The organism is Billgrantia antri (assembly GCF_017868935.1).
Classification (GTDB): Bacteria; Pseudomonadota; Gammaproteobacteria; order Pseudomonadales; family Halomonadaceae; genus Halomonas; species Halomonas antri.
This window is the reverse complement of sequence record NZ_CP053383.1, coordinates 4,002,345-4,018,161: the sequence shown is the minus strand read 5'-3', so window position 1 is coordinate 4,018,161 and position 15,817 is coordinate 4,002,345. Positions and strand designations below refer to the sequence as shown.

The window sequence follows — 15,817 nt, the reverse complement described above, 5'->3', positions numbered from 1 at the left end:
GCCAATCAACGGGGAGTTCCACCGTGGCTCGCAAGACTCCACTCAACCGCTATCGCAACATCGGCATCGTCGCTCACGTCGATGCCGGCAAGACCACCACGACCGAACGTGTCCTGTTCTACACCGGTCTCTCCCACAAGGTGGGCGAAGTTCATGACGGCGCGGCCACCATGGACTGGATGGAGCAGGAGCAGGAGCGTGGCATCACCATCACTTCTGCGGCGACCACCTGCTTCTGGCAGGGCATGAACAAGCAGTTCGATGAGCACCGCATCAACATCATCGACACCCCGGGGCACGTCGACTTCACCATCGAGGTGGAGCGTTCCCTGCGCGTGCTCGACGGTGCCGTCGTGGTGCTGTGCGGCTCGTCCGGCGTGCAGCCGCAGACCGAGACCGTGTGGCGCCAGGCCAACAAGTACGAAGTGCCGCGCATGGTGTTCGTCAACAAGATGGACCGTACCGGCGCCGACTTCTTCATGGTCGTCGATCAGCTCAAGAAGCGCCTGAACGCCAACGCCGTGCCGATCCAGATCAACTGGGGCACCGAAGAGGAGTTCAAGGGCGTCATCGATCTGATCCAGATGAAGGCCATCCTGTGGGACGAGGAAAGCCTCGGCATGAACTACGAGCTGGTCGACATTCCGGCCGAGCTCCAGGAGACCGCCGAGGAGTACCGCGAGCAGATGGTCGAAGCCGCGGCCGAGGCCTCTGAAGAGTTGATGGACAAGTACCTCGAGGAGGGCGAGCTCTCCATCGAGGAGATCAAGGCCGGTCTGCGCCGCCGTACCCTGGACAACGAGGTCGTGCTGGTCACCTGCGGCTCTGCGTTCAAGAACAAGGGCGTGCAGGCGGTGCTCGACGGCGTCATCGAATACATGCCGTCACCCACCGAGGTCAAGGCCATCGAGGGTGAGCTGGACGACAAGGACGGCACGATCGAGACCCGCGAAGCGGACGACAACGCGCCTTTCGCTGCGCTGGCGTTCAAGATCGCCACCGACCCCTTCGTCGGCACCCTGACCTTCATTCGCGTCTACTCCGGGGTGCTCAACTCCGGTGACAGCGTATTCAACTCGGTCAAGCAGAAGAAAGAGCGCGTGGGGCGTATCGTGCAGATGCACGCCAACTCGCGTGAAGAGATCAAAGAGGTTCGCGCTGGCGACATTGCTGCCTGTATCGGCCTCAAGGACGTCACCACCGGTGACACCCTGTGCGATCTCGAAAACAAGATCATCCTCGAGCGCATGGAGTTCCCGGATCCGGTGATCTCCGTGGCGGTGGAGCCGAAATCCAAGGCCGACCAGGAGAAGATGGGCGTGGCGCTGGGCAAGCTGGCCCAGGAGGATCCGTCCTTCCGCGTCAAGACCGACGAAGAGACCGGTCAGACCATCATCTCCGGCATGGGCGAACTGCACCTGGACATCATCGTTGACCGCATGCGTCGCGAGTTCAAGGTCGAAGCCAATATCGGCAAGCCGCAGGTCGCCTACCGCGAGACCATTCGCGGCAAGGTCGAGCAGGAAGGCAAGTTCGTGCGTCAGTCCGGCGGTCGTGGCCAGTACGGCCATGTCTGGCTGCGTATCGAGCCGCTCACCGAGGCGGACAAGGGCGAAGACGAAGACATGCACTTCAAGTTCGCTTCCGAGATCGTCGGCGGTGTGGTACCCAAGGAATACGTGGGTGCCGTCGAGAAAGGGGCCTACGAGCAGCTGCAGAACGGCGTCATCGCGGGTTACCCGATGATCGACGTCAAGGTCACGCTGTACGATGGTTCCTACCATGACGTGGACTCGAACGAGAACGCGTTCAAGGTTGCCTCTTCCATGGCTGTCAAGGAAGGGGCGCGCAAGGCCAAGGCCGTGCTGCTGGAGCCGGTGATGAGAGTCGAGGTCGTGACGCCCGAGGATTTCATGGGTGACGTCATGGGTGACTTGAACCGTCGCCGTGGTCTGGTGCAGGGCATGGATGACTCTTCCTCCGGCAAGGTCATCCGCGCGATGGTGCCTCTGGGCGAGATGTTCGGTTATGCGACCGATCTGCGTTCTCAGACCCAGGGTCGTGCGAGCTACACTATGGAGTTCGCGAGCTACGAAGAGGCGCCCTCCAGCATCGTTGAAGCCGTCATCAACCAGAAAGGCTAACCGCTAGCAAACGTAAAGAGGTTATCGAAGTGGCTAAGGAAAAATTCGAACGTTCCAAACCGCACGTCAACGTCGGCACCATCGGTCACGTCGACCACGGCAAGACCACTCTGACTGCGGCCCTGACTCGCGTTTCGGCTGAGGTCTTCGGCGGTGAATGGCGTCAGTTCGACTCCATCGACAACGCGCCGGAAGAGCGTGAGCGTGGTATCACCATCGCCACCTCCCACGTCGAGTACCAGTCCGAGCAGCGCCACTACGCGCACGTCGACTGCCCGGGACACGCCGACTACGTCAAGAACATGATCACCGGTGCTGCCCAGATGGACGGCGCCATCCTGGTCTGTTCCGCTGCCGACGGCCCCATGCCGCAGACTCGCGAGCACATCCTGCTGTCGCGTCAGGTCGGCGTGCCGTACATCGTCGTGTTCCTGAACAAGGCCGACATGGTCGACGACGAAGAGCTGCTCGAGCTGGTCGAGATGGAAGTGCGCGAGCTTCTCAACGAGTACGACTTCCCGGGTGACGACACTCCGATCATCACCGGTTCCGCGCTGATGGCGCTGAACGGCGAAGACGAGAACGGCATGGGCACCACCGCGGTGGCCAACCTGATCAAGGCCCTGGATGACTATATTCCGGAGCCGGAGCGTGCCATCGATCAGCCGTTCCTGATGCCGATCGAGGACGTCTTCTCCATCTCCGGTCGCGGCACCGTGGTCACCGGTCGTATCGAGCGTGGCATCGTCAAGGCCGGCGAGGAAGTTGAGATCGTCGGTATCAAGGACACCACCAAGACGACCGTTACCGGTGTCGAGATGTTCCGCAAGCTGCTCGACGAAGGTCGTGCTGGCGAGAACGTCGGTGCCCTGCTGCGCGGCACCAAGCGTGACGAGGTCGAGCGTGGTCAGGTGCTGGCCAAGCCCGGCACCATCACCCCGCACACCGTCTTCGAAGCCGAAGTCTACGTGCTGTCCAAGGAAGAAGGTGGTCGTCACACCCCGTTCTTCAAGGGCTATCGTCCGCAGTTCTACTTCCGTACCACTGACGTGACCGGTACCTGTGAACTGCCGGAAGGCGTCGAGATGGTCATGCCGGGCGACAACGTCCAGATGGTCGTGACCCTGATCGCTCCGATCGCCATGGACGAAGGTCTGCGCTTCGCCATTCGTGAAGGCGGTCGTACCGTTGGCGCCGGCGTCGTGGCCAAGATCATCAAGTAAGCCTTGGGCTTCTGATCGATCGAAGGGGGCTCCGCAAGGGGCCCCCTTTCTGCGCACCCGAGCGGAGTTGTTTGACTCCGGCCTCGGGCATGCATATAATGCGCATCCTTTGAATGCGTGGGTAGGCGGCAGATTGCCGTCGACTTCCATTGGAGTTTAGGGCAAATGCAGAACCAGAAGATTCGCATTCGGTTGAAGGCCTTCGACCATCGCCTGATCGACCAGTCCGCCGCGGAGATCGTTGATACCGCCAAGCGTACTGGCGCCCAGGTGCGCGGTCCGATTCCGCTGCCGACCAATCGTGAGCGCTACACTGTGCTGATCTCGCCGCACGTCAACAAGGACGCGCGCGACCAGTACGAGATTCGCACTCACAAGCGCGTGCTCGATATCGTCGAGCCGACCGAGAAGACCGTCGATGCCCTGATGAAGCTCGACCTCGCCGCTGGCGTGGACGTGCAGATCAAGCTCGACTAACCACACTAGACACCCGCGGCCCAGCGCTCTTCCGACACCTTGGAGCAGCAGCCGCCACGCCGAGATGGCGTCATACAACGTGCTAGTGGAATGCTCTGGAAAGGGCAGCCATAGCGGGTGATAGCCCCGTACACTAAAGGAGACTGAGAATGACTATCGGTTTGGTCGGTAGAAAGGCCGGTATGACCCGTGTCTTTACCGAAGATGGCGCCTCCGTGCCCGTAACCGTGATCGAGGTTGAGCCGAATCGCGTCGCCAGCGTCAAGACCGTCGAGTCCGACGGCTACGCGGCGATTCAGGTCACAACCGGCTCCCGCAAGGCCAAGCACCTCACCAAGGCGCAAGCAGGTCAGTACGCCAAGGCAGGTATCGAGGCCGGTCGTTCGCTGATGGAGTTCCGCGTCGCCGAAGGCGATGAGGCACCGGAAGTGGGCGGCGAACTCACCGTATCCCTCTTCGAAGCTGGTCAGAAGGTCGACGTGACCGGCACCTCCAAGGGCAAGGGCTTCCAGGGCGCCGTCAAGCGCTGGAATTTCCGTACCCAGGATGCCACCCACGGCAACTCCCTGTCGCATCGTGCGCCGGGTTCCATCGGTATGTGTCAGACCCCGGGTCGTGTGTTCAAGGGCAAGAAGATGGCCGGTCAGATGGGCAACGTCCGCTGCACCGTGCAGAGCCTTGAAGTCGTGCGGGTCGATGCCGAGCGCAACCTGCTGCTGATCAAGGGCGCCGTGCCCGGTGCTACCGGCAGCGACGTCATCGTACGCAGCGCCGTCAAAGCTGGCTGAAGGGGATAGAACCGATGAATCTGAATCTTGCTGCAGGCGCGGGTACTGTCGAAGTCGCCGACGCCACCTTTGGCAAAGAATTCAACGAGGCGCTGGTTCACCAGGTCGTCACCGCCTATCTGGCCGGTGCGCGCCAGGGTACTCGCGCCCAGAAGAACCGTTCCGACGTGCGTGGTGGCGGCAAGAAGCCGTGGCGCCAGAAGGGTACCGGGCGCGCACGTGCCGGCACCATCCGCTCGCCGCTGTGGCGCAGCGGCGGCGTGACCTTCGCCGCGCGTCCGCAGGACCACTCGCAGAAGGTCAATCGCAAGATGTATCGCGCCGCGATGCGCTCCATCCTGTCCGAGCTGGTGCGTCAGGAACGCCTGGTCGCCATCGACGAGTTCACCGTCGATGCGCCCAAGACCAAGCAGCTGGTCGCCAAGCTGGGTGAGCTGGGCCTGGAAAAGGCGCTGATCGTCACCGAGGAAGTCGACGAGAAACTCTACCTGGCCGCCCGCAACATCCCGAACGTGGATGTGGTGGACGTGGCTGCCGCCGATCCGGTGAGCCTGATCGCCTTCGACAAGGTGCTGGTCACCGTCTCTGCTCTGCGTAAATTCGAGGAGAAGCTGGCATGAACCAGGAGCGCGTATTCAAGGTTCTGCTCGGTCCGCACGTGACCGAGAAGGCCGCTTTCGCCGCCGAGCGCAACCAGTATGTGTTCAAGGTGGCCAGTGACGCGACCAAGCCGGAAATCAAGCAGGCCGTGCAGGTGCTGTTTGGCAAGAAGGTCGATCGCGTCCAGGTGCTGAACATGAAGGGCAAGACCAAGCGCAGCGCGCACGGTCTGGGCCGCCGCCAGGGCTACCGCAAGGCCTACGTGACCCTGGCTGCTGGTGAGACGCTCGAAGACTTCACTGGCGCCGAATAAGGGCAGGAGTACGGATCATGGCAATCGTCAAGACAAAACCCACATCCGCCGGTCGTCGCCACCTCGTCAAGGTCGTCAGCGACGAGCTGCACAAGGGCAAGCCCTATGCGCCGCTGCTCGAGAAGCAGTCGCGCAGCGGTGGTCGTAACAACAACGGTCGCATCACCACCCGCCACGTGGGCGGTGGTCATCGTCAGCACTACCGGCTGATCGACTTCAAGCGCACCAAGGATGGCGTTCCCGCCGTCGTCGAGCGTCTCGAATACGATCCCAACCGCAGCGCCCACATCGCGCTGCTGAAGTACCTGGACGGCGAGCGTCGCTACATCATCGCGCCGAAGGGCGTGAGTGCAGGCGACCGTCTCGAGTCCGGCGTGAATGCGGCGATCAAGAAGGGTAACACCCTTCCGCTGCGCAACATCCCGCTGGGTTCCACCGTTCACTGCATCGAGCTCAAGCCCGGCAAGGGTGCGCAGCTGGCTCGCAGTGCCGGTACCAGCGCCCAGCTGGTCGCCCGTGAAGGCAGCTATGCCACCCTGCGTCTGCGCTCCGGCGAGATGCGCAAGGTGCTGGCTGACTGCCGTGCGACCCTGGGTGAAGTGAGCAACTCTGAGCACAGCCTGCGTCAACTTGGCAAGGCCGGTGCGAAGCGCTGGAGAGGCGTGCGTCCGACCGTTCGCGGTGTGGCCATGAACCCGGTGGATCACCCGCACGGTGGCGGTGAAGGCCGCACCAGCGGTGGTCGTCATCCGGTGACGCCGTGGGGCGTGCCCACCAAGGGCCACAAGACCCGCAAGAACAAGCGCACTGACGCGCTGATCGTTCGCCGCCGCAAGGCCAAGTAACAGACATTAAGGGGTAACGGCTGTGCCACGTTCACTGAAGAAAGGTCCTTTTATCGACCTTCATCTGCTGAAGAAGGTTGAGGCTGCAGTGGAGAAGAACGACCGCAAACCGATCAAGACCTGGTCGCGTCGTTCCATGATCCTGCCGAACATGGTCGGGCTCACCATTGCTGTCCATAACGGTCGCCAACACGTCCCGGTGCACGTCTCCGAGGAAATGGTTGGCCACAAGCTGGGCGAATTCGCTGCCACCCGCACCTATCGCGGTCATGCGGCGGACAAGAAAGCCAAACGGTAAGCCAGAGAGGATTGAGAGATGGAAGTCACAGCTAAGCTGCGTGGCGCTCGTTTATCCGCCCAGAAGGCCCGTTTGGTGGCTGACCAGGTGCGCGGTAAACCGGTCGCCGAGGCGCTCGACCTGCTGACCTTCTCGCCGAAGAAGGCTGCCAAGCTGGTCAAGAAGGTGCTGCAGTCCGCCATCGCGAATGCGGAAGAAAACAACGGCATGGATATCGACGAGCTGCGTGTCTCGACCATCTGCGTCGATGAGGGCATGACGCTCAAGCGCATCCGTCCGCGCGCCAAGGGCCGTGCGGATCGCATCCTGAAGCGCACCTGCCACATCACCGTCAAGGTAGCCGAGAAGTAGGAGTCGACCAGATGGGTCAGAAAGTCAATCCGACAGGTATTCGGCTGGGTATCGTCAAGGACCACTCCTCGGTGTGGTATGCCGAGCGCGGTGCTTATGCCGACAAGCTGAACAACGATCTCGAAGTGCGTCGCTTCCTCGAGGAGCGTCTTAAGAACGCCTCCGTGAGCAAGATCACTATCGAGCGTCCGGCGAACAACGCCCGTATCACCATTCACACTGCCCGTCCGGGCATCGTGATCGGCAAGAAGGGCGAGGACGTCGACAAGCTGCGTCGCGACGTCACCGCGATGATGGGCGTGCCCGTGCACGTCAACATCGAAGAGGTGCGTAAGCCGGAGCTCGACGCCAAGCTCGTCGCGCAGAACATCGCCGGTCAGCTCGAGCGTCGTGTCATGTTCCGTCGCGCCATGAAGCGCGCGGTGCAGAACGCCATGCGCCTCGGCGCCGGCGGCATCAAGGTGCAGCTCTCCGGTCGCCTCGGCGGCGCGGAAATCGCCCGCACCGAATGGTACCGGGAAGGTCGCGTGCCGCTGCATACGCTGCGTGCGGACATCGACTACGCCACCTACGAGGCCAAGACCACCTACGGCATCATCGGTGTCAAGGTGTGGGTCTTCAAGGGTGAGATCCTCGGGGGCATCGAAGAGGTCCGCGCCAAGGCCAAGCAACAGCCGCAGGCCGCGCCCTCCAAGAAGAAAGGTTCCAGGTAAGGGGAGAGCGAGTCGATGTTACAGCCCAAGCGCATGAAATTCCGCAAGATGCAGAAAGGTCGCAACCGTGGCCTGGCGCATCGCGGAAGCAAGATCAGCTTCGGGGAATACGGTCTGAAGGCCACCGGTCGCGGCCGTATCACGGCGCGCCAGATCGAGGCCGGCCGTCGTGCGATCACTCGTCACGTCAAACGTGGCGGCAAGATCTGGATCCGCGTGTTCCCCGACAAGCCGATTTCCAAGAAGCCACTCGAAGTCCGTATGGGTAAGGGTAAGGGCTCCGTCGAGTACTGGGTCGCACAGATCCAGCCGGGTCGGGTCCTGTACGAAATCGAAGGCGTGTCCGAAGAGCTGGCCCGTGAGGCCTTCTCCCTGGCCGCGCAAAAGATGCCCGTGTCCACCACCTTTGTGAAACGGACGGTGATGTGATGAAAGCCCAGGAAATTCGTGAAAAGTCAGTCGAGCAGCTCCAAGAGCAGCTCTTCGAACTCCTCCGCGAGCAGTTCAACCTGCGCATGCAGAAGGCCACCGGCCAGCTCAGCCAGACTCACCTGCTCAAGCAGGTTCGTCGGGACATCGCCCGGGTGAAGACTGTGCTCAACGAGAAGGCAGGTGACTGAGATGGCCGAAGAAAAGAAAGCCCGTACGCTCACCGGCAAGGTGGTGAGCGACAAGATGGACAAATCCATCGTCGTCATGATCGAGCGCCGCGAGCGGCACCCGATCTATGGCAAGTACGTCAAGCGCTCCACCAAGCTGCACGCCCATGACGAGGCGAACCAGGCCAAGGCCGGTGACACGGTATCCATCCAGGAATGCCGTCCGCTGTCCAAGAAGAAGGCCTGGACGCTGGTCGAGGTGATCGAGCAGGCCAGGGGCTGAGCTCGGCGAGAGCAGTCAGATTAGGTTTGGAGAAAACCGATGATTCAGACTCAGACAATGCTGGATGTCGCCGACAACAGCGGAGCGCGCCGGGTGCAGTGCATCAAGGTGCTTGGCGGCTCACACCGCCGCTACGCGCGCGTCGGTGACATCATCAAGGTCACGGTGAAGGAAGCCATTCCGCGTGGCAAGGTCAAGAAAGGCCAGGTCCTCAAGGCGGTAGTGGTTCGTACCCGCAGCGGAGTCCGTCGTTCCGACGGTTCGCTGATCCGCTTCGACGGAAATGCGGCGGTTCTGTTGAACAACACCAACGAACAGCCGATCGGCACCCGTATCTTCGGGCCGGTGACCCGTGAGCTTCGTACCGAGAAGTTCATGAAGATCATTTCCCTGGCGCCCGAAGTGCTGTAAGGAGCGAGGCGGATATGCAAAAGATCAAACGTGACGATGAAGTGATCGTCATCGCCGGCAAGGACAAGGGCAAGCGTGGCACCGTCAAGCGCGTCCTCAAGGACGAACGCTTTGTCGTGTCCGGTGTGAACATGATCAAGCGTCACACCAAGCCCAACCCTATGGCGGGCAATCAGGGCGGTATCGTCGAGCGCGAGGCTCCGATTCACGCGTCCAACGTGGCGATCTTCAACTCGGAGACCGGTAAGGCGGATCGCGTCGGCTTCCAGGTTAAGGAAGACGGTACCAAGGTACGTATCTACAAGTCGACGCAGACGCAGATCGACGCCTAACGCGAGTCGGGTAGCAAAATGGCGAACTTGAAAGAACGTTATCAGAACGAGGTGGTGGCTCAGCTCAAAGAGCAGTTCAGCTACGCCAACGTGATGCAGGTGCCGCGTATCACCAAGGTGACCCTCAACATGGGCATCGGTGACGCGACCAGCGACAAGAAGCTGATCGAAAATGCCATCGGCGACCTGGAGAAGCTCTCCGGTCAGAAGCCGCTGGTGACCAAGGCGCGCAAGTCCATCGCGGGCTTCAAGGTGCGCGAAGGTTGGCCGATCGGCATCAAGGTGACCCTGCGCGCCGAGCGCATGTGGGAGTTCCTCGATCGTCTGGTCAACATCGCGATTCCCCGCGTACGTGACTTCCGTGGTCTCAACCCGAAGTCCTTCGACGGTCGCGGCAACTACTCCATGGGTGTGCGTGAGCAGATCATCTTCCCCGAGATCGAATATGATAAGATCGATCGGATTCGTGGGCTGGATGTCACCATCACCACTACTGCCAACACCGACGAGGAAGGTCGTGCGCTGCTGAGCGCGCTGAACTTCCCGTTCAAGAAATAAGGGTGGGATCATGGCAAAGAAGAGCATGATTGAACGCGAGCTCAAGCGCACCAAGCTGGTCGAGAAGTATGCGGCCCGCCGTGCCGAGCTCAAGGCGATCATCCAGAACGTGAATACTTCCGACGAAGAGCGCTTCGAGGCGACGCTGAAACTGCAGCAGTTGCCGCGCGACTCCAGCCCGGTGCGTCAGCGTAACCGCTGCCGGATCACCGGCCGTCCGCACGGCTACTACAACAAGTTCGGGCTTGCCCGTAACAAGCTGCGTGAAGCCGCTATGCGTGGCGAGGTCCCTGGGCTGAAGAAGTCCAGCTGGTAAGCCGCCACGGAAACATCAGGAGCGCAATGTAAATGAGCATGCAAGACACTCTGGCGGATATGTTCACCCGTATCCGCAATGCGCAGCTGGCCACCAAGGAGACGGTCACCATGCCGTCCTCCAAGCTCAAGGTCGAGGTGGCCCGCGTATTGAAGGAAGAGGGCTATATCACCGACTTCGCGGTCGCTGAAGGCACCAAGCCCGAGCTGAGCGTGACCCTCAAGTACTTCGAGGGCAAGCCGGTCATCGAGCACCTGCAGCGGGTATCCAAGCCGTCCCTGCGCCAGTACAAGGGCAAGGATGAACTGCCCAAGGTGGCGGACGGCATGGGTGTGGCGATCGTCACCACCTCCCAGGGCGTGATGACCGACCGTGCCGCTCGCCAGGCGGGCGTCGGTGGCGAAGTCATCTGCACCGTATTCTAGGAGTCTGGAATGTCCCGCGTAGCCAAATATCCGGTTAAAGTGCCCGCCGGCGTCGACGTCAAGCTCGACGGCGACCAGCTGACCGTCAAGGGCAGCCAGGGCACGCTGTCCATGACCGTTCACCCGGACGTGGCCATCGCCCAGGAAGAGGGTCAACTGACCTTCAATCCGAGCGAGAGCGCCAAGTCCTGGGCCATGGTCGGCACCACTCGTGCTCTGGTCCAGAACCTGGTCACCGGCGTCTCCGAGGGCTTCACCAAGACCCTCGAAATCGTTGGCGTCGGCTATCGTGCCCAGGCAAGTGGCCAGACGCTGAATCTGTCACTGGGCTTCTCCCACCCGGTCGAGTACTCGCTGCCTGAAGGTGTCTCTGCGGAAACGCCGAAGAACACCGTCATCGTGCTGAAGAGCGCGGACAAGCAGAAGCTGGGCCAGGTCGCCGCCGAGGTTCGTGCCTTCCGTCCGCCCGAGCCCTACAAGGGCAAGGGTGTGCGGTATGCCGACGAGCAGGTGCGTCGTAAAGAAGCCAAGAAGAAGTAAGGCAGGGTTATGAACGCGAAGAAAGAATCTCGTCTCCGTCGTGCCCGCCGCGCTCGCGCCAAGATGCGCGAGCTGGGCGTGTATCGCCTGTGCGTCAACCGTACCCCGCGCCACATCTACGCGCAGATCATCTCGCCGGATGGTGGCAAGGTGCTGGCCAGCGCTTCCACGCTGGACAAGGACCTGCGCGAGGGGGCGACCGGCAACTCCGACGCCGCCGCCAAGGTCGGCGCGCTGATTGCCGAACGCGCCAAGCAGGCTGGCATCACCCAGGTGGCCTTCGATCGTGCCGGTTACAAGTATCACGGTCGCGTGAAGGCCCTGGCCGACGCCGCACGTGAAGGCGGCCTGGAATTCTAAAGGGTTTTACGATGGCGAAGAACGAACAGAACACCGGCGATCTGCAGGAAAAGCTCGTGCAGGTCAACCGCGTCGCCAAGGTGGTCAAGGGGGGCCGTATTTTCGGCTTTACCGCCCTGACCGTCGTGGGCGACGGCAATGGTCGTGTCGGCTTCGGTCGTGGCAAGGCGCGTGAAGTGCCGGTCGCGATCCAGAAGGCCATGGACCAGGCGCGCCGCAACATGGTCAAGGTGAGCCTCAAGGGCCACACCCTGCAGTACCCGGTCAAGGCCCGTCACGGCGCCTCCAAGGTGTACATGCAGCCGGCCTCCGAAGGTACCGGGATCATTGCCGGCGGCGCCATGCGCTCCGTGCTCGAGCTGGCCGGCGTCCACGACGTGCTGGCCAAGTGCTACGGCTCCACCAATCCGGTCAACGTGGTGCGCGCGACCGTCAAGGGTCTCGCTTCCATGCAGTCGCCGGAAGACATCGCCGCCAAGCGCGGTCTGTCTGTCGAAGCGATCACGGGGTAAATACCATGGCAGCCACACTCAAGGTTACCCAGATCCGTAGCACCATCGGCACACTGCCCAAGCACAAAGCCACCATGAAGGGCCTCGGGTTGCGTCGCATCGGTCATACGGTCGAACTGGAAGACACCCCTGCCGTGCGCGGCATGATCCACAAGGTCAACTACCTTGTGCGGGTAGAGGGAGAGTAATCCATGAAACTCAACAGCCTGAGCCCGGCACCGGGCTCCAAGCACGCCGAAAAGCGCGTCGGTCGTGGCATCGGCTCCGGTCTGGGCAAGACCGGCGGTCGCGGTCACAAGGGCCAGAAGTCGCGTAGCGGTGGCACCGTGAAGCCAGGTTTCGAGGGCGGCCAGATGCCGTTGCAGCGGCGTCTGCCCAAGTTCGGCTTCACCTCCATGAAGTCGCTGGTCTCCGAAGAGGTGCGTCTGAGCGAGCTGGCCAAGGTCGCCGGTGACGAAGTCACCCTGGAGACCCTGAAGCAGGCCAACGTGCTCAAGGACGCTACCCAGCACGCGAAGATCATTCTTTCCGGCGACGTCAACAAGGCGGTTACCGTTCGCGGTCTCAAGGTCACCAAGGGTGCCCGTGCCGCGATCGAAGCCGCCGGTGGCAAGGTAGAGGACTAAATGGCCAAGTCAGGAAACATGCCGGCGATGGGCAGCGGTCTGAGTGAACTGTGGGCGCGTCTGCGCTTCGTGCTCCTCGCCATCGTGGTGTACCGTATCGGTGCCCATATTCCCGTTCCCGGTATCAATCCTGACCAGCTTGCTGCCTTGTTCAGGGAGCAGCAGGGCACCATCCTGGGACTGTTCAACATGTTCTCGGGTGGTGCGCTGGAACGCATGAGTATCTTCGCCCTGGGCATCATGCCCTACATCTCGGCGTCGATCATCATGCAGCTGCTGACCGCGGTCTCGCCCCATCTCGAGCAGTTGAAGAAGGAGGGCGAGGCCGGCCGCCGCAAGATCAGCCAGTACACCCGCTACGGCACGGTGGCGCTGGCCCTGGTGCAGGCCACCGGCATGTCGGTGGGTCTGGCCAGCCAGGGTATCGCCTATACCGCCGACTTCAGCTTCTATTTCACTGCCATCGTCACCTTCGTGTCGGGCGCAGTGTTCCTGATGTGGCTGGGCGAGCAGATTACCGAGAAGGGAATCGGCAACGGCATCTCGCTGCTGATCTTTGCCGGTATCGTCGCCGGCCTGCCGGGTGCGGTGGGTCAGGCCTTCGAGCTGGCCCGTAACGAGGGTGCGTGGAACGTGCTCCCGCTGCTGGCGCTCTCGGTGCTGGGCGTGGCGACCGTGGCCTTCGTGGTATTCATCGAGCGCGGCCAGCGCCGCATCACGGTGAACTACCCGCGGCGCCAGGTCGGCAACAAGATGTATGCCGGGCAGAGCAGCTACCTGCCGCTGAAGGTCAACATGGCGGGCGTGATTCCGCCGATCTTTGCCTCCAGCATCCTGCTGTTCCCCGCCTCCATCGGCCAGTGGGTCGGGGCCGGAGACGGCATGGAATGGCTGCAGCGCGCCTCTCAGGCTCTCGGGCCGGGACAGCCGCTGTACATCTTGCTTTTCGCGGCGGCGGTGGTATTCTTCTGCTTCTTTTACACAGCGCTGGTCTTCAACCCCAAGGATGTCGCTGACAACCTCAAGAAGTCAGGGGCCTTCCTGCCGGGGATTCGCCCTGGTGAGCAGACCGCTCGCTACGTCGACAAGGTCATGACCCGTCTGACCCTGTTCGGTGCCCTGTACATCACTGCGGTTTCCCTGATGCCCCAGTTCCTGATCGTGGCGTGGAACGTGCCGTTCTTCTTCGGCGGTACCTCGTTGCTGATCGTGGTGGTGGTGATCATGGACTTCATGGCCCAGGTGCAGTCGCACCTCATGTCGCACCAGTACGAGTCGGTGATGAAGAAGTCCAACCTGAAAGGCTATGGCAGCGGCGGCATCATGCGCTGAGCCGCGCCGCTGGTGATTGGCGCGCCGCGTGCCGATTTTGGAGAAGGAACGATGAAAGTTCGAGCTTCCGTCAAGAAGATGTGCCGCAACTGCAAGATCATTCGGCGCAATGGCGCGGTCCGCGTCATCTGCATCGAGCCGCGGCACAAGCAGCGCCAGGGTTGATTCTGGCGTTTGTGGAAAAGTGGTGCCGGCATACCCCTTGCCCGAAGCTGGGTAAAGGGGTATGCTGTTGCGCCTTTTGTAGTGACTAATCGAGCAAGCCGCTCAAATTTCGGAGAAAGCTGATGGCCCGTATTGCAGGCGTCAATATCCCGGACAACAAGCATGCGGCGATCTCGCTGACCTATATCTTCGGGATTGGCCGTACGCGTGCACAGGAAATCTGTGCTGCTACCGGCATCGCGCCGACCACCAAGATTCAGGAACTCTCCTCGGAAGAGGTTGATGCCCTGCGTGCCGAGGTCGGCAAGTACACCGTGGAAGGTGACCTTCGTCGTGATGTGACGCTGAACATCAAGCGTCTCATGGACCTGGGTTGCTATCGTGGTCTGCGTCATCGTCGTAGTCTTCCGCTGCGTGGTCAGCGGACCAAGACTAACGCGCGTACCCGGAAGGGCCCGCGTAAGCCGATCCGCAAGTAACACGCACGTTCTGGCGTAAAGACAGGAATTGACATCAACATGGCTAACCCGCGTAGCAACCGTAAAAAGGTTAAAAAGCAGGTAGTGGACGCCGTTGCGCACATCCACGCCTCTTTTAACAACACGATCGTGACGATCACAGACCGCCAGGGCAACGCTCTTTCCTGGGCAACAGCCGGTGGTTCGGGTTTTCGTGGTTCTCGCAAGAGCACCCCGTTCGCTGCTCAAGTGGCAAGCGAACGTGCAGCGACCGCTGCAGCCGAGTATGGTGTGAAAAACGTCGACGTGCTGGTCAAGGGCCCCGGTCCTGGCCGTGAATCCGCCGTGCGCGCGCTGAGCGCCGCCGGCTTCCGCGTGCAGAGCATCACTGACGCGACGCCCATTCCCCACAATGGCTGCCGTCCGCCGAAGAAACGCCGCGTTTAAGGAGACAGATTCATGGCTCGTTATATTGGACCGAAGTGCAAACTGTCTCGTCGTGAAGGCACCGACCTCTTCCTCAAGAGCGGTGTGACTCCCTTCGAGAAGAAGTGCAAATCCGAGCAGATCCCGGGTGTGCACGGCCAGCGCCGTCAGCGTCTTTCCGACTACGGCTTGCAGCTTCGCGAGAAGCAGAAAGTGCGTCGTATCTACGGCGTGCTCGAAAAGCAGTTCCGCGGCTACTACAAGGAGGCCGCCCGTCGCTCCGGCGCTACCGGCGAAGTCCTGCTGCAACTGCTTGAATCCCGACTGGACAACGTCGTCTACCGCATGGGCTTCGGTTCCACTCGTTCCGAGGCGCGCCAGCTGGTGAGCCACAAGGCGATTGCGGTCAATGGCCGTACCGTCAACGTGGCTTCCTATCAGGTCAAGCCCGGCGACGTGGTTTCCGTTCGCGAGAAGGCGAAGAACCAGGCGCGCATCCAGAGTGCACTTTCCATCGCTGCCAACCGCGGCGACGTCGCCTGGATCGAGGTGGACGCGAAGAAGATGGAAGGCACCTTCAAGGCTATCCCGGAACGCGGCGACCTGTCGGCCGACATCAACGAAAACCTGATCGTCGAGCTGTACTCGAAGTAAGCGTCGCTGATCGCGTCGTGCCGGCCCGTGCGGGCCGGCAACGAGTACCGAGTAACCGTTAGGCAGCC

28 protein-coding genes are annotated in these 15,817 nt (G+C 61.6%); all 28 read left to right on the top strand.

From position 1 onward, the window contains the following. The first annotated feature begins 23 nt into the window (after positions 1-23). The 28 genes from fusA (at position 24) to rpsD (ending at position 15,749) form a co-directional block, all read left to right on the top strand. On the top strand, positions 24-2,144 hold the full coding sequence (gene fusA, locus HNO53_RS18665; RefSeq protein ID WP_209474206.1) for an elongation factor G: 2,121 nt from the start codon (positions 24-26) through the stop codon (positions 2,142-2,144). A 29-nt stretch (positions 2,145-2,173) separates the two neighbouring features. Then, the gene (gene tuf, locus HNO53_RS18660) at positions 2,174-3,367 is read left to right on the top strand and encodes an elongation factor Tu (RefSeq protein ID WP_209474204.1); all 1,194 of its coding nucleotides are present in this window, start codon (positions 2,174-2,176) and stop codon (positions 3,365-3,367) included. A gap of 165 nt (positions 3,368-3,532) precedes the next feature. Then, positions 3,533-3,844 carry a 30S ribosomal protein S10 gene (gene rpsJ / locus HNO53_RS18655; protein WP_010626466.1) on the top strand — a complete coding sequence of 104 codons (312 nt, stop codon included), beginning with the start codon at positions 3,533-3,535 and terminating at the stop codon, positions 3,842-3,844. A 149-nt stretch (positions 3,845-3,993) separates the two neighbouring features. Next, complete coding sequence (gene rplC / locus HNO53_RS18650) at positions 3,994-4,632, top strand: 50S ribosomal protein L3 (protein WP_209474202.1); 639 nt, start codon at positions 3,994-3,996, stop codon at positions 4,630-4,632. A gap of 14 nt (positions 4,633-4,646) precedes the next feature. Continuing rightward, positions 4,647-5,252, top strand: coding sequence for a 50S ribosomal protein L4 (gene rplD, locus HNO53_RS18645; RefSeq protein WP_209474201.1), 606 nt, complete (start codon positions 4,647-4,649; stop codon positions 5,250-5,252). Further along, entirely contained in the window at positions 5,249-5,545 is a 297-nt protein-coding gene (gene rplW / locus HNO53_RS18640; protein ID WP_010626469.1) for a 50S ribosomal protein L23, read from the top strand. Before rplD ends, rplW begins: the two co-directional genes overlap by 4 nt. A gap of 17 nt (positions 5,546-5,562) precedes the next feature. Continuing rightward, positions 5,563-6,390 (top strand): 50S ribosomal protein L2, encoded by an 828-nt coding sequence (gene rplB / locus HNO53_RS18635; RefSeq protein WP_209474199.1) that lies wholly within the window; start codon positions 5,563-5,565, stop codon positions 6,388-6,390. 22 nt (positions 6,391-6,412) lie between these two features. Beyond that, the gene (gene rpsS / locus HNO53_RS18630) at positions 6,413-6,688 is read left to right on the top strand and encodes a 30S ribosomal protein S19 (protein WP_009098993.1); all 276 of its coding nucleotides are present in this window, start codon (positions 6,413-6,415) and stop codon (positions 6,686-6,688) included. 18 nt (positions 6,689-6,706) lie between these two features. Beyond that, the gene (rplV, locus tag HNO53_RS18625; protein WP_097790618.1) at positions 6,707-7,039 is read left to right on the top strand and encodes a 50S ribosomal protein L22; all 333 of its coding nucleotides are present in this window, start codon (positions 6,707-6,709) and stop codon (positions 7,037-7,039) included. A gap of 11 nt (positions 7,040-7,050) precedes the next feature. Then, positions 7,051-7,752 carry a 30S ribosomal protein S3 gene (gene rpsC / locus HNO53_RS18620; RefSeq protein ID WP_111413340.1) on the top strand — a complete coding sequence of 234 codons (702 nt, stop codon included), beginning with the start codon at positions 7,051-7,053 and terminating at the stop codon, positions 7,750-7,752. Between the two features lie 15 nt (positions 7,753-7,767). Beyond that, positions 7,768-8,181 carry a 50S ribosomal protein L16 gene (rplP, locus tag HNO53_RS18615; protein ID WP_111413341.1) on the top strand — a complete coding sequence of 138 codons (414 nt, stop codon included), beginning with the start codon at positions 7,768-7,770 and terminating at the stop codon, positions 8,179-8,181. Further along, positions 8,181-8,372: a 50S ribosomal protein L29 gene (gene rpmC, locus HNO53_RS18610; RefSeq protein ID WP_010626474.1), complete on the top strand. Its 192-nt coding sequence runs from the start codon at positions 8,181-8,183 to the stop codon at positions 8,370-8,372. The genes rplP and rpmC overlap by 1 nt, the downstream gene beginning before the upstream one ends. Before the next feature lies 1 nt (position 8,373). Beyond that, positions 8,374-8,634 (top strand): 30S ribosomal protein S17, encoded by a 261-nt coding sequence (gene rpsQ / locus HNO53_RS18605; protein WP_010626475.1) that lies wholly within the window; start codon positions 8,374-8,376, stop codon positions 8,632-8,634. A gap of 39 nt (positions 8,635-8,673) precedes the next feature. After that, positions 8,674-9,045 carry a 50S ribosomal protein L14 gene (gene rplN / locus HNO53_RS18600; RefSeq protein ID WP_010626476.1) on the top strand — a complete coding sequence of 124 codons (372 nt, stop codon included), beginning with the start codon at positions 8,674-8,676 and terminating at the stop codon, positions 9,043-9,045. Between the two features lie 14 nt (positions 9,046-9,059). Beyond that, positions 9,060-9,377: a 50S ribosomal protein L24 gene (gene rplX / locus HNO53_RS18595; RefSeq protein ID WP_086507996.1), complete on the top strand. Its 318-nt coding sequence runs from the start codon at positions 9,060-9,062 to the stop codon at positions 9,375-9,377. Positions 9,378-9,395: 18 nt separating this feature from the next. Further along, complete coding sequence (rplE, locus tag HNO53_RS18590; protein ID WP_111413343.1) at positions 9,396-9,935, top strand: 50S ribosomal protein L5; 540 nt, start codon at positions 9,396-9,398, stop codon at positions 9,933-9,935. 10 nt (positions 9,936-9,945) lie between these two features. Beyond that, entirely contained in the window at positions 9,946-10,251 is a 306-nt protein-coding gene (gene rpsN / locus HNO53_RS18585; protein ID WP_209474197.1) for a 30S ribosomal protein S14, read from the top strand. Positions 10,252-10,283: 32 nt separating this feature from the next. Beyond that, positions 10,284-10,676, top strand: coding sequence for a 30S ribosomal protein S8 (rpsH, locus tag HNO53_RS18580; RefSeq protein ID WP_209474196.1), 393 nt, complete (start codon positions 10,284-10,286; stop codon positions 10,674-10,676). Positions 10,677-10,685: 9 nt separating this feature from the next. Beyond that, entirely contained in the window at positions 10,686-11,216 is a 531-nt protein-coding gene (gene rplF, locus HNO53_RS18575) for a 50S ribosomal protein L6 (protein WP_197448631.1), read from the top strand. 9 nt (positions 11,217-11,225) lie between these two features. Continuing rightward, complete coding sequence (gene rplR / locus HNO53_RS18570; protein ID WP_111413347.1) at positions 11,226-11,576, top strand: 50S ribosomal protein L18; 351 nt, start codon at positions 11,226-11,228, stop codon at positions 11,574-11,576. Positions 11,577-11,587: 11 nt separating this feature from the next. Continuing rightward, positions 11,588-12,088, top strand: coding sequence for a 30S ribosomal protein S5 (rpsE, locus tag HNO53_RS18565; RefSeq protein WP_010626483.1), 501 nt, complete (start codon positions 11,588-11,590; stop codon positions 12,086-12,088). Positions 12,089-12,093: 5 nt separating this feature from the next. Next, positions 12,094-12,276, top strand: a complete 183-nt coding sequence (gene rpmD, locus HNO53_RS18560) for a 50S ribosomal protein L30 (protein WP_010626484.1) — start codon at positions 12,094-12,096, stop codon at positions 12,274-12,276. A gap of 3 nt (positions 12,277-12,279) precedes the next feature. Then, positions 12,280-12,714 (top strand): 50S ribosomal protein L15, encoded by a 435-nt coding sequence (rplO, locus tag HNO53_RS18555; RefSeq protein ID WP_209474194.1) that lies wholly within the window; start codon positions 12,280-12,282, stop codon positions 12,712-12,714. After that, positions 12,715-14,046 (top strand): preprotein translocase subunit SecY, encoded by a 1,332-nt coding sequence (gene secY, locus HNO53_RS18550; protein ID WP_209474192.1) that lies wholly within the window; start codon positions 12,715-12,717, stop codon positions 14,044-14,046. It abuts the gene before it with no gap. Between the two features lie 51 nt (positions 14,047-14,097). Then, positions 14,098-14,211 (top strand): 50S ribosomal protein L36, encoded by a 114-nt coding sequence (gene rpmJ, locus HNO53_RS18545; RefSeq protein ID WP_009099023.1) that lies wholly within the window; start codon positions 14,098-14,100, stop codon positions 14,209-14,211. Positions 14,212-14,333: 122 nt separating this feature from the next. Further along, entirely contained in the window at positions 14,334-14,690 is a 357-nt protein-coding gene (rpsM, locus tag HNO53_RS18540; protein WP_010626487.1) for a 30S ribosomal protein S13, read from the top strand. Positions 14,691-14,729: 39 nt separating this feature from the next. After that, positions 14,730-15,116: a 30S ribosomal protein S11 gene (rpsK, locus tag HNO53_RS18535; protein WP_010626488.1), complete on the top strand. Its 387-nt coding sequence runs from the start codon at positions 14,730-14,732 to the stop codon at positions 15,114-15,116. 12 nt (positions 15,117-15,128) lie between these two features. After that, the gene (gene rpsD, locus HNO53_RS18530) at positions 15,129-15,749 is read left to right on the top strand and encodes a 30S ribosomal protein S4 (protein WP_209474190.1); all 621 of its coding nucleotides are present in this window, start codon (positions 15,129-15,131) and stop codon (positions 15,747-15,749) included. Positions 15,750-15,817: the final 68 nt, after the last annotated feature.

Bases quoted from the DNA above. Each gene is read 5' to 3' on its own strand.
- rplR (WP_111413347.1), top strand. From the start codon at position 11,226: ATGAACGCGAAGAAAGAATCTCGTCTCCGTCGTGCCCGCCGCGCTCGC.
- rplC (WP_209474202.1), top strand. From the start codon at position 3,994: ATGACTATCGGTTTGGTCGGTAGAAAGGCCGGTATGACCCGTGTCTTT.
- rpsQ (WP_010626475.1), top strand. From the start codon at position 8,374: ATGGCCGAAGAAAAGAAAGCCCGTACGCTCACCGGCAAGGTGGTGAGC.
- rpmC (WP_010626474.1), top strand. From the start codon at position 8,181: ATGAAAGCCCAGGAAATTCGTGAAAAGTCAGTCGAGCAGCTCCAAGAG.
- rplO (WP_209474194.1), top strand. From the start codon at position 12,280: ATGAAACTCAACAGCCTGAGCCCGGCACCGGGCTCCAAGCACGCCGAA.
- rplB (WP_209474199.1), top strand. From the start codon at position 5,563: ATGGCAATCGTCAAGACAAAACCCACATCCGCCGGTCGTCGCCACCTC.
- rpsE (WP_010626483.1), top strand. From the start codon at position 11,588: ATGGCGAAGAACGAACAGAACACCGGCGATCTGCAGGAAAAGCTCGTG.
- rpsD (WP_209474190.1), top strand. From the start codon at position 15,129: ATGGCTCGTTATATTGGACCGAAGTGCAAACTGTCTCGTCGTGAAGGC.
- rplP (WP_111413341.1), top strand. From the start codon at position 7,768: ATGTTACAGCCCAAGCGCATGAAATTCCGCAAGATGCAGAAAGGTCGC.
- rpsC (WP_111413340.1), top strand. From the start codon at position 7,051: ATGGGTCAGAAAGTCAATCCGACAGGTATTCGGCTGGGTATCGTCAAG.
- rplE (WP_111413343.1), top strand. From the start codon at position 9,396: ATGGCGAACTTGAAAGAACGTTATCAGAACGAGGTGGTGGCTCAGCTC.
- rpsJ (WP_010626466.1), top strand. From the start codon at position 3,533: ATGCAGAACCAGAAGATTCGCATTCGGTTGAAGGCCTTCGACCATCGC.
- rpmJ (WP_009099023.1), top strand. From the start codon at position 14,098: ATGAAAGTTCGAGCTTCCGTCAAGAAGATGTGCCGCAACTGCAAGATC.
- rplW (WP_010626469.1), top strand. From the start codon at position 5,249: ATGAACCAGGAGCGCGTATTCAAGGTTCTGCTCGGTCCGCACGTGACC.
- rplV (WP_097790618.1), top strand. From the start codon at position 6,707: ATGGAAGTCACAGCTAAGCTGCGTGGCGCTCGTTTATCCGCCCAGAAG.
- rpsN (WP_209474197.1), top strand. From the start codon at position 9,946: ATGGCAAAGAAGAGCATGATTGAACGCGAGCTCAAGCGCACCAAGCTG.
- rpmD (WP_010626484.1), top strand. From the start codon at position 12,094: ATGGCAGCCACACTCAAGGTTACCCAGATCCGTAGCACCATCGGCACA.
- rplF (WP_197448631.1), top strand. From the start codon at position 10,686: ATGTCCCGCGTAGCCAAATATCCGGTTAAAGTGCCCGCCGGCGTCGAC.
- rpsK (WP_010626488.1), top strand. From the start codon at position 14,730: ATGGCTAACCCGCGTAGCAACCGTAAAAAGGTTAAAAAGCAGGTAGTG.
- rpsH (WP_209474196.1), top strand. From the start codon at position 10,284: ATGAGCATGCAAGACACTCTGGCGGATATGTTCACCCGTATCCGCAAT.
- rplX (WP_086507996.1), top strand. From the start codon at position 9,060: ATGCAAAAGATCAAACGTGACGATGAAGTGATCGTCATCGCCGGCAAG.
- secY (WP_209474192.1), top strand. From the start codon at position 12,715: ATGGCCAAGTCAGGAAACATGCCGGCGATGGGCAGCGGTCTGAGTGAA.
- rplD (WP_209474201.1), top strand. From the start codon at position 4,647: ATGAATCTGAATCTTGCTGCAGGCGCGGGTACTGTCGAAGTCGCCGAC.
- rplN (WP_010626476.1), top strand. From the start codon at position 8,674: ATGATTCAGACTCAGACAATGCTGGATGTCGCCGACAACAGCGGAGCG.
- rpsM (WP_010626487.1), top strand. From the start codon at position 14,334: ATGGCCCGTATTGCAGGCGTCAATATCCCGGACAACAAGCATGCGGCG.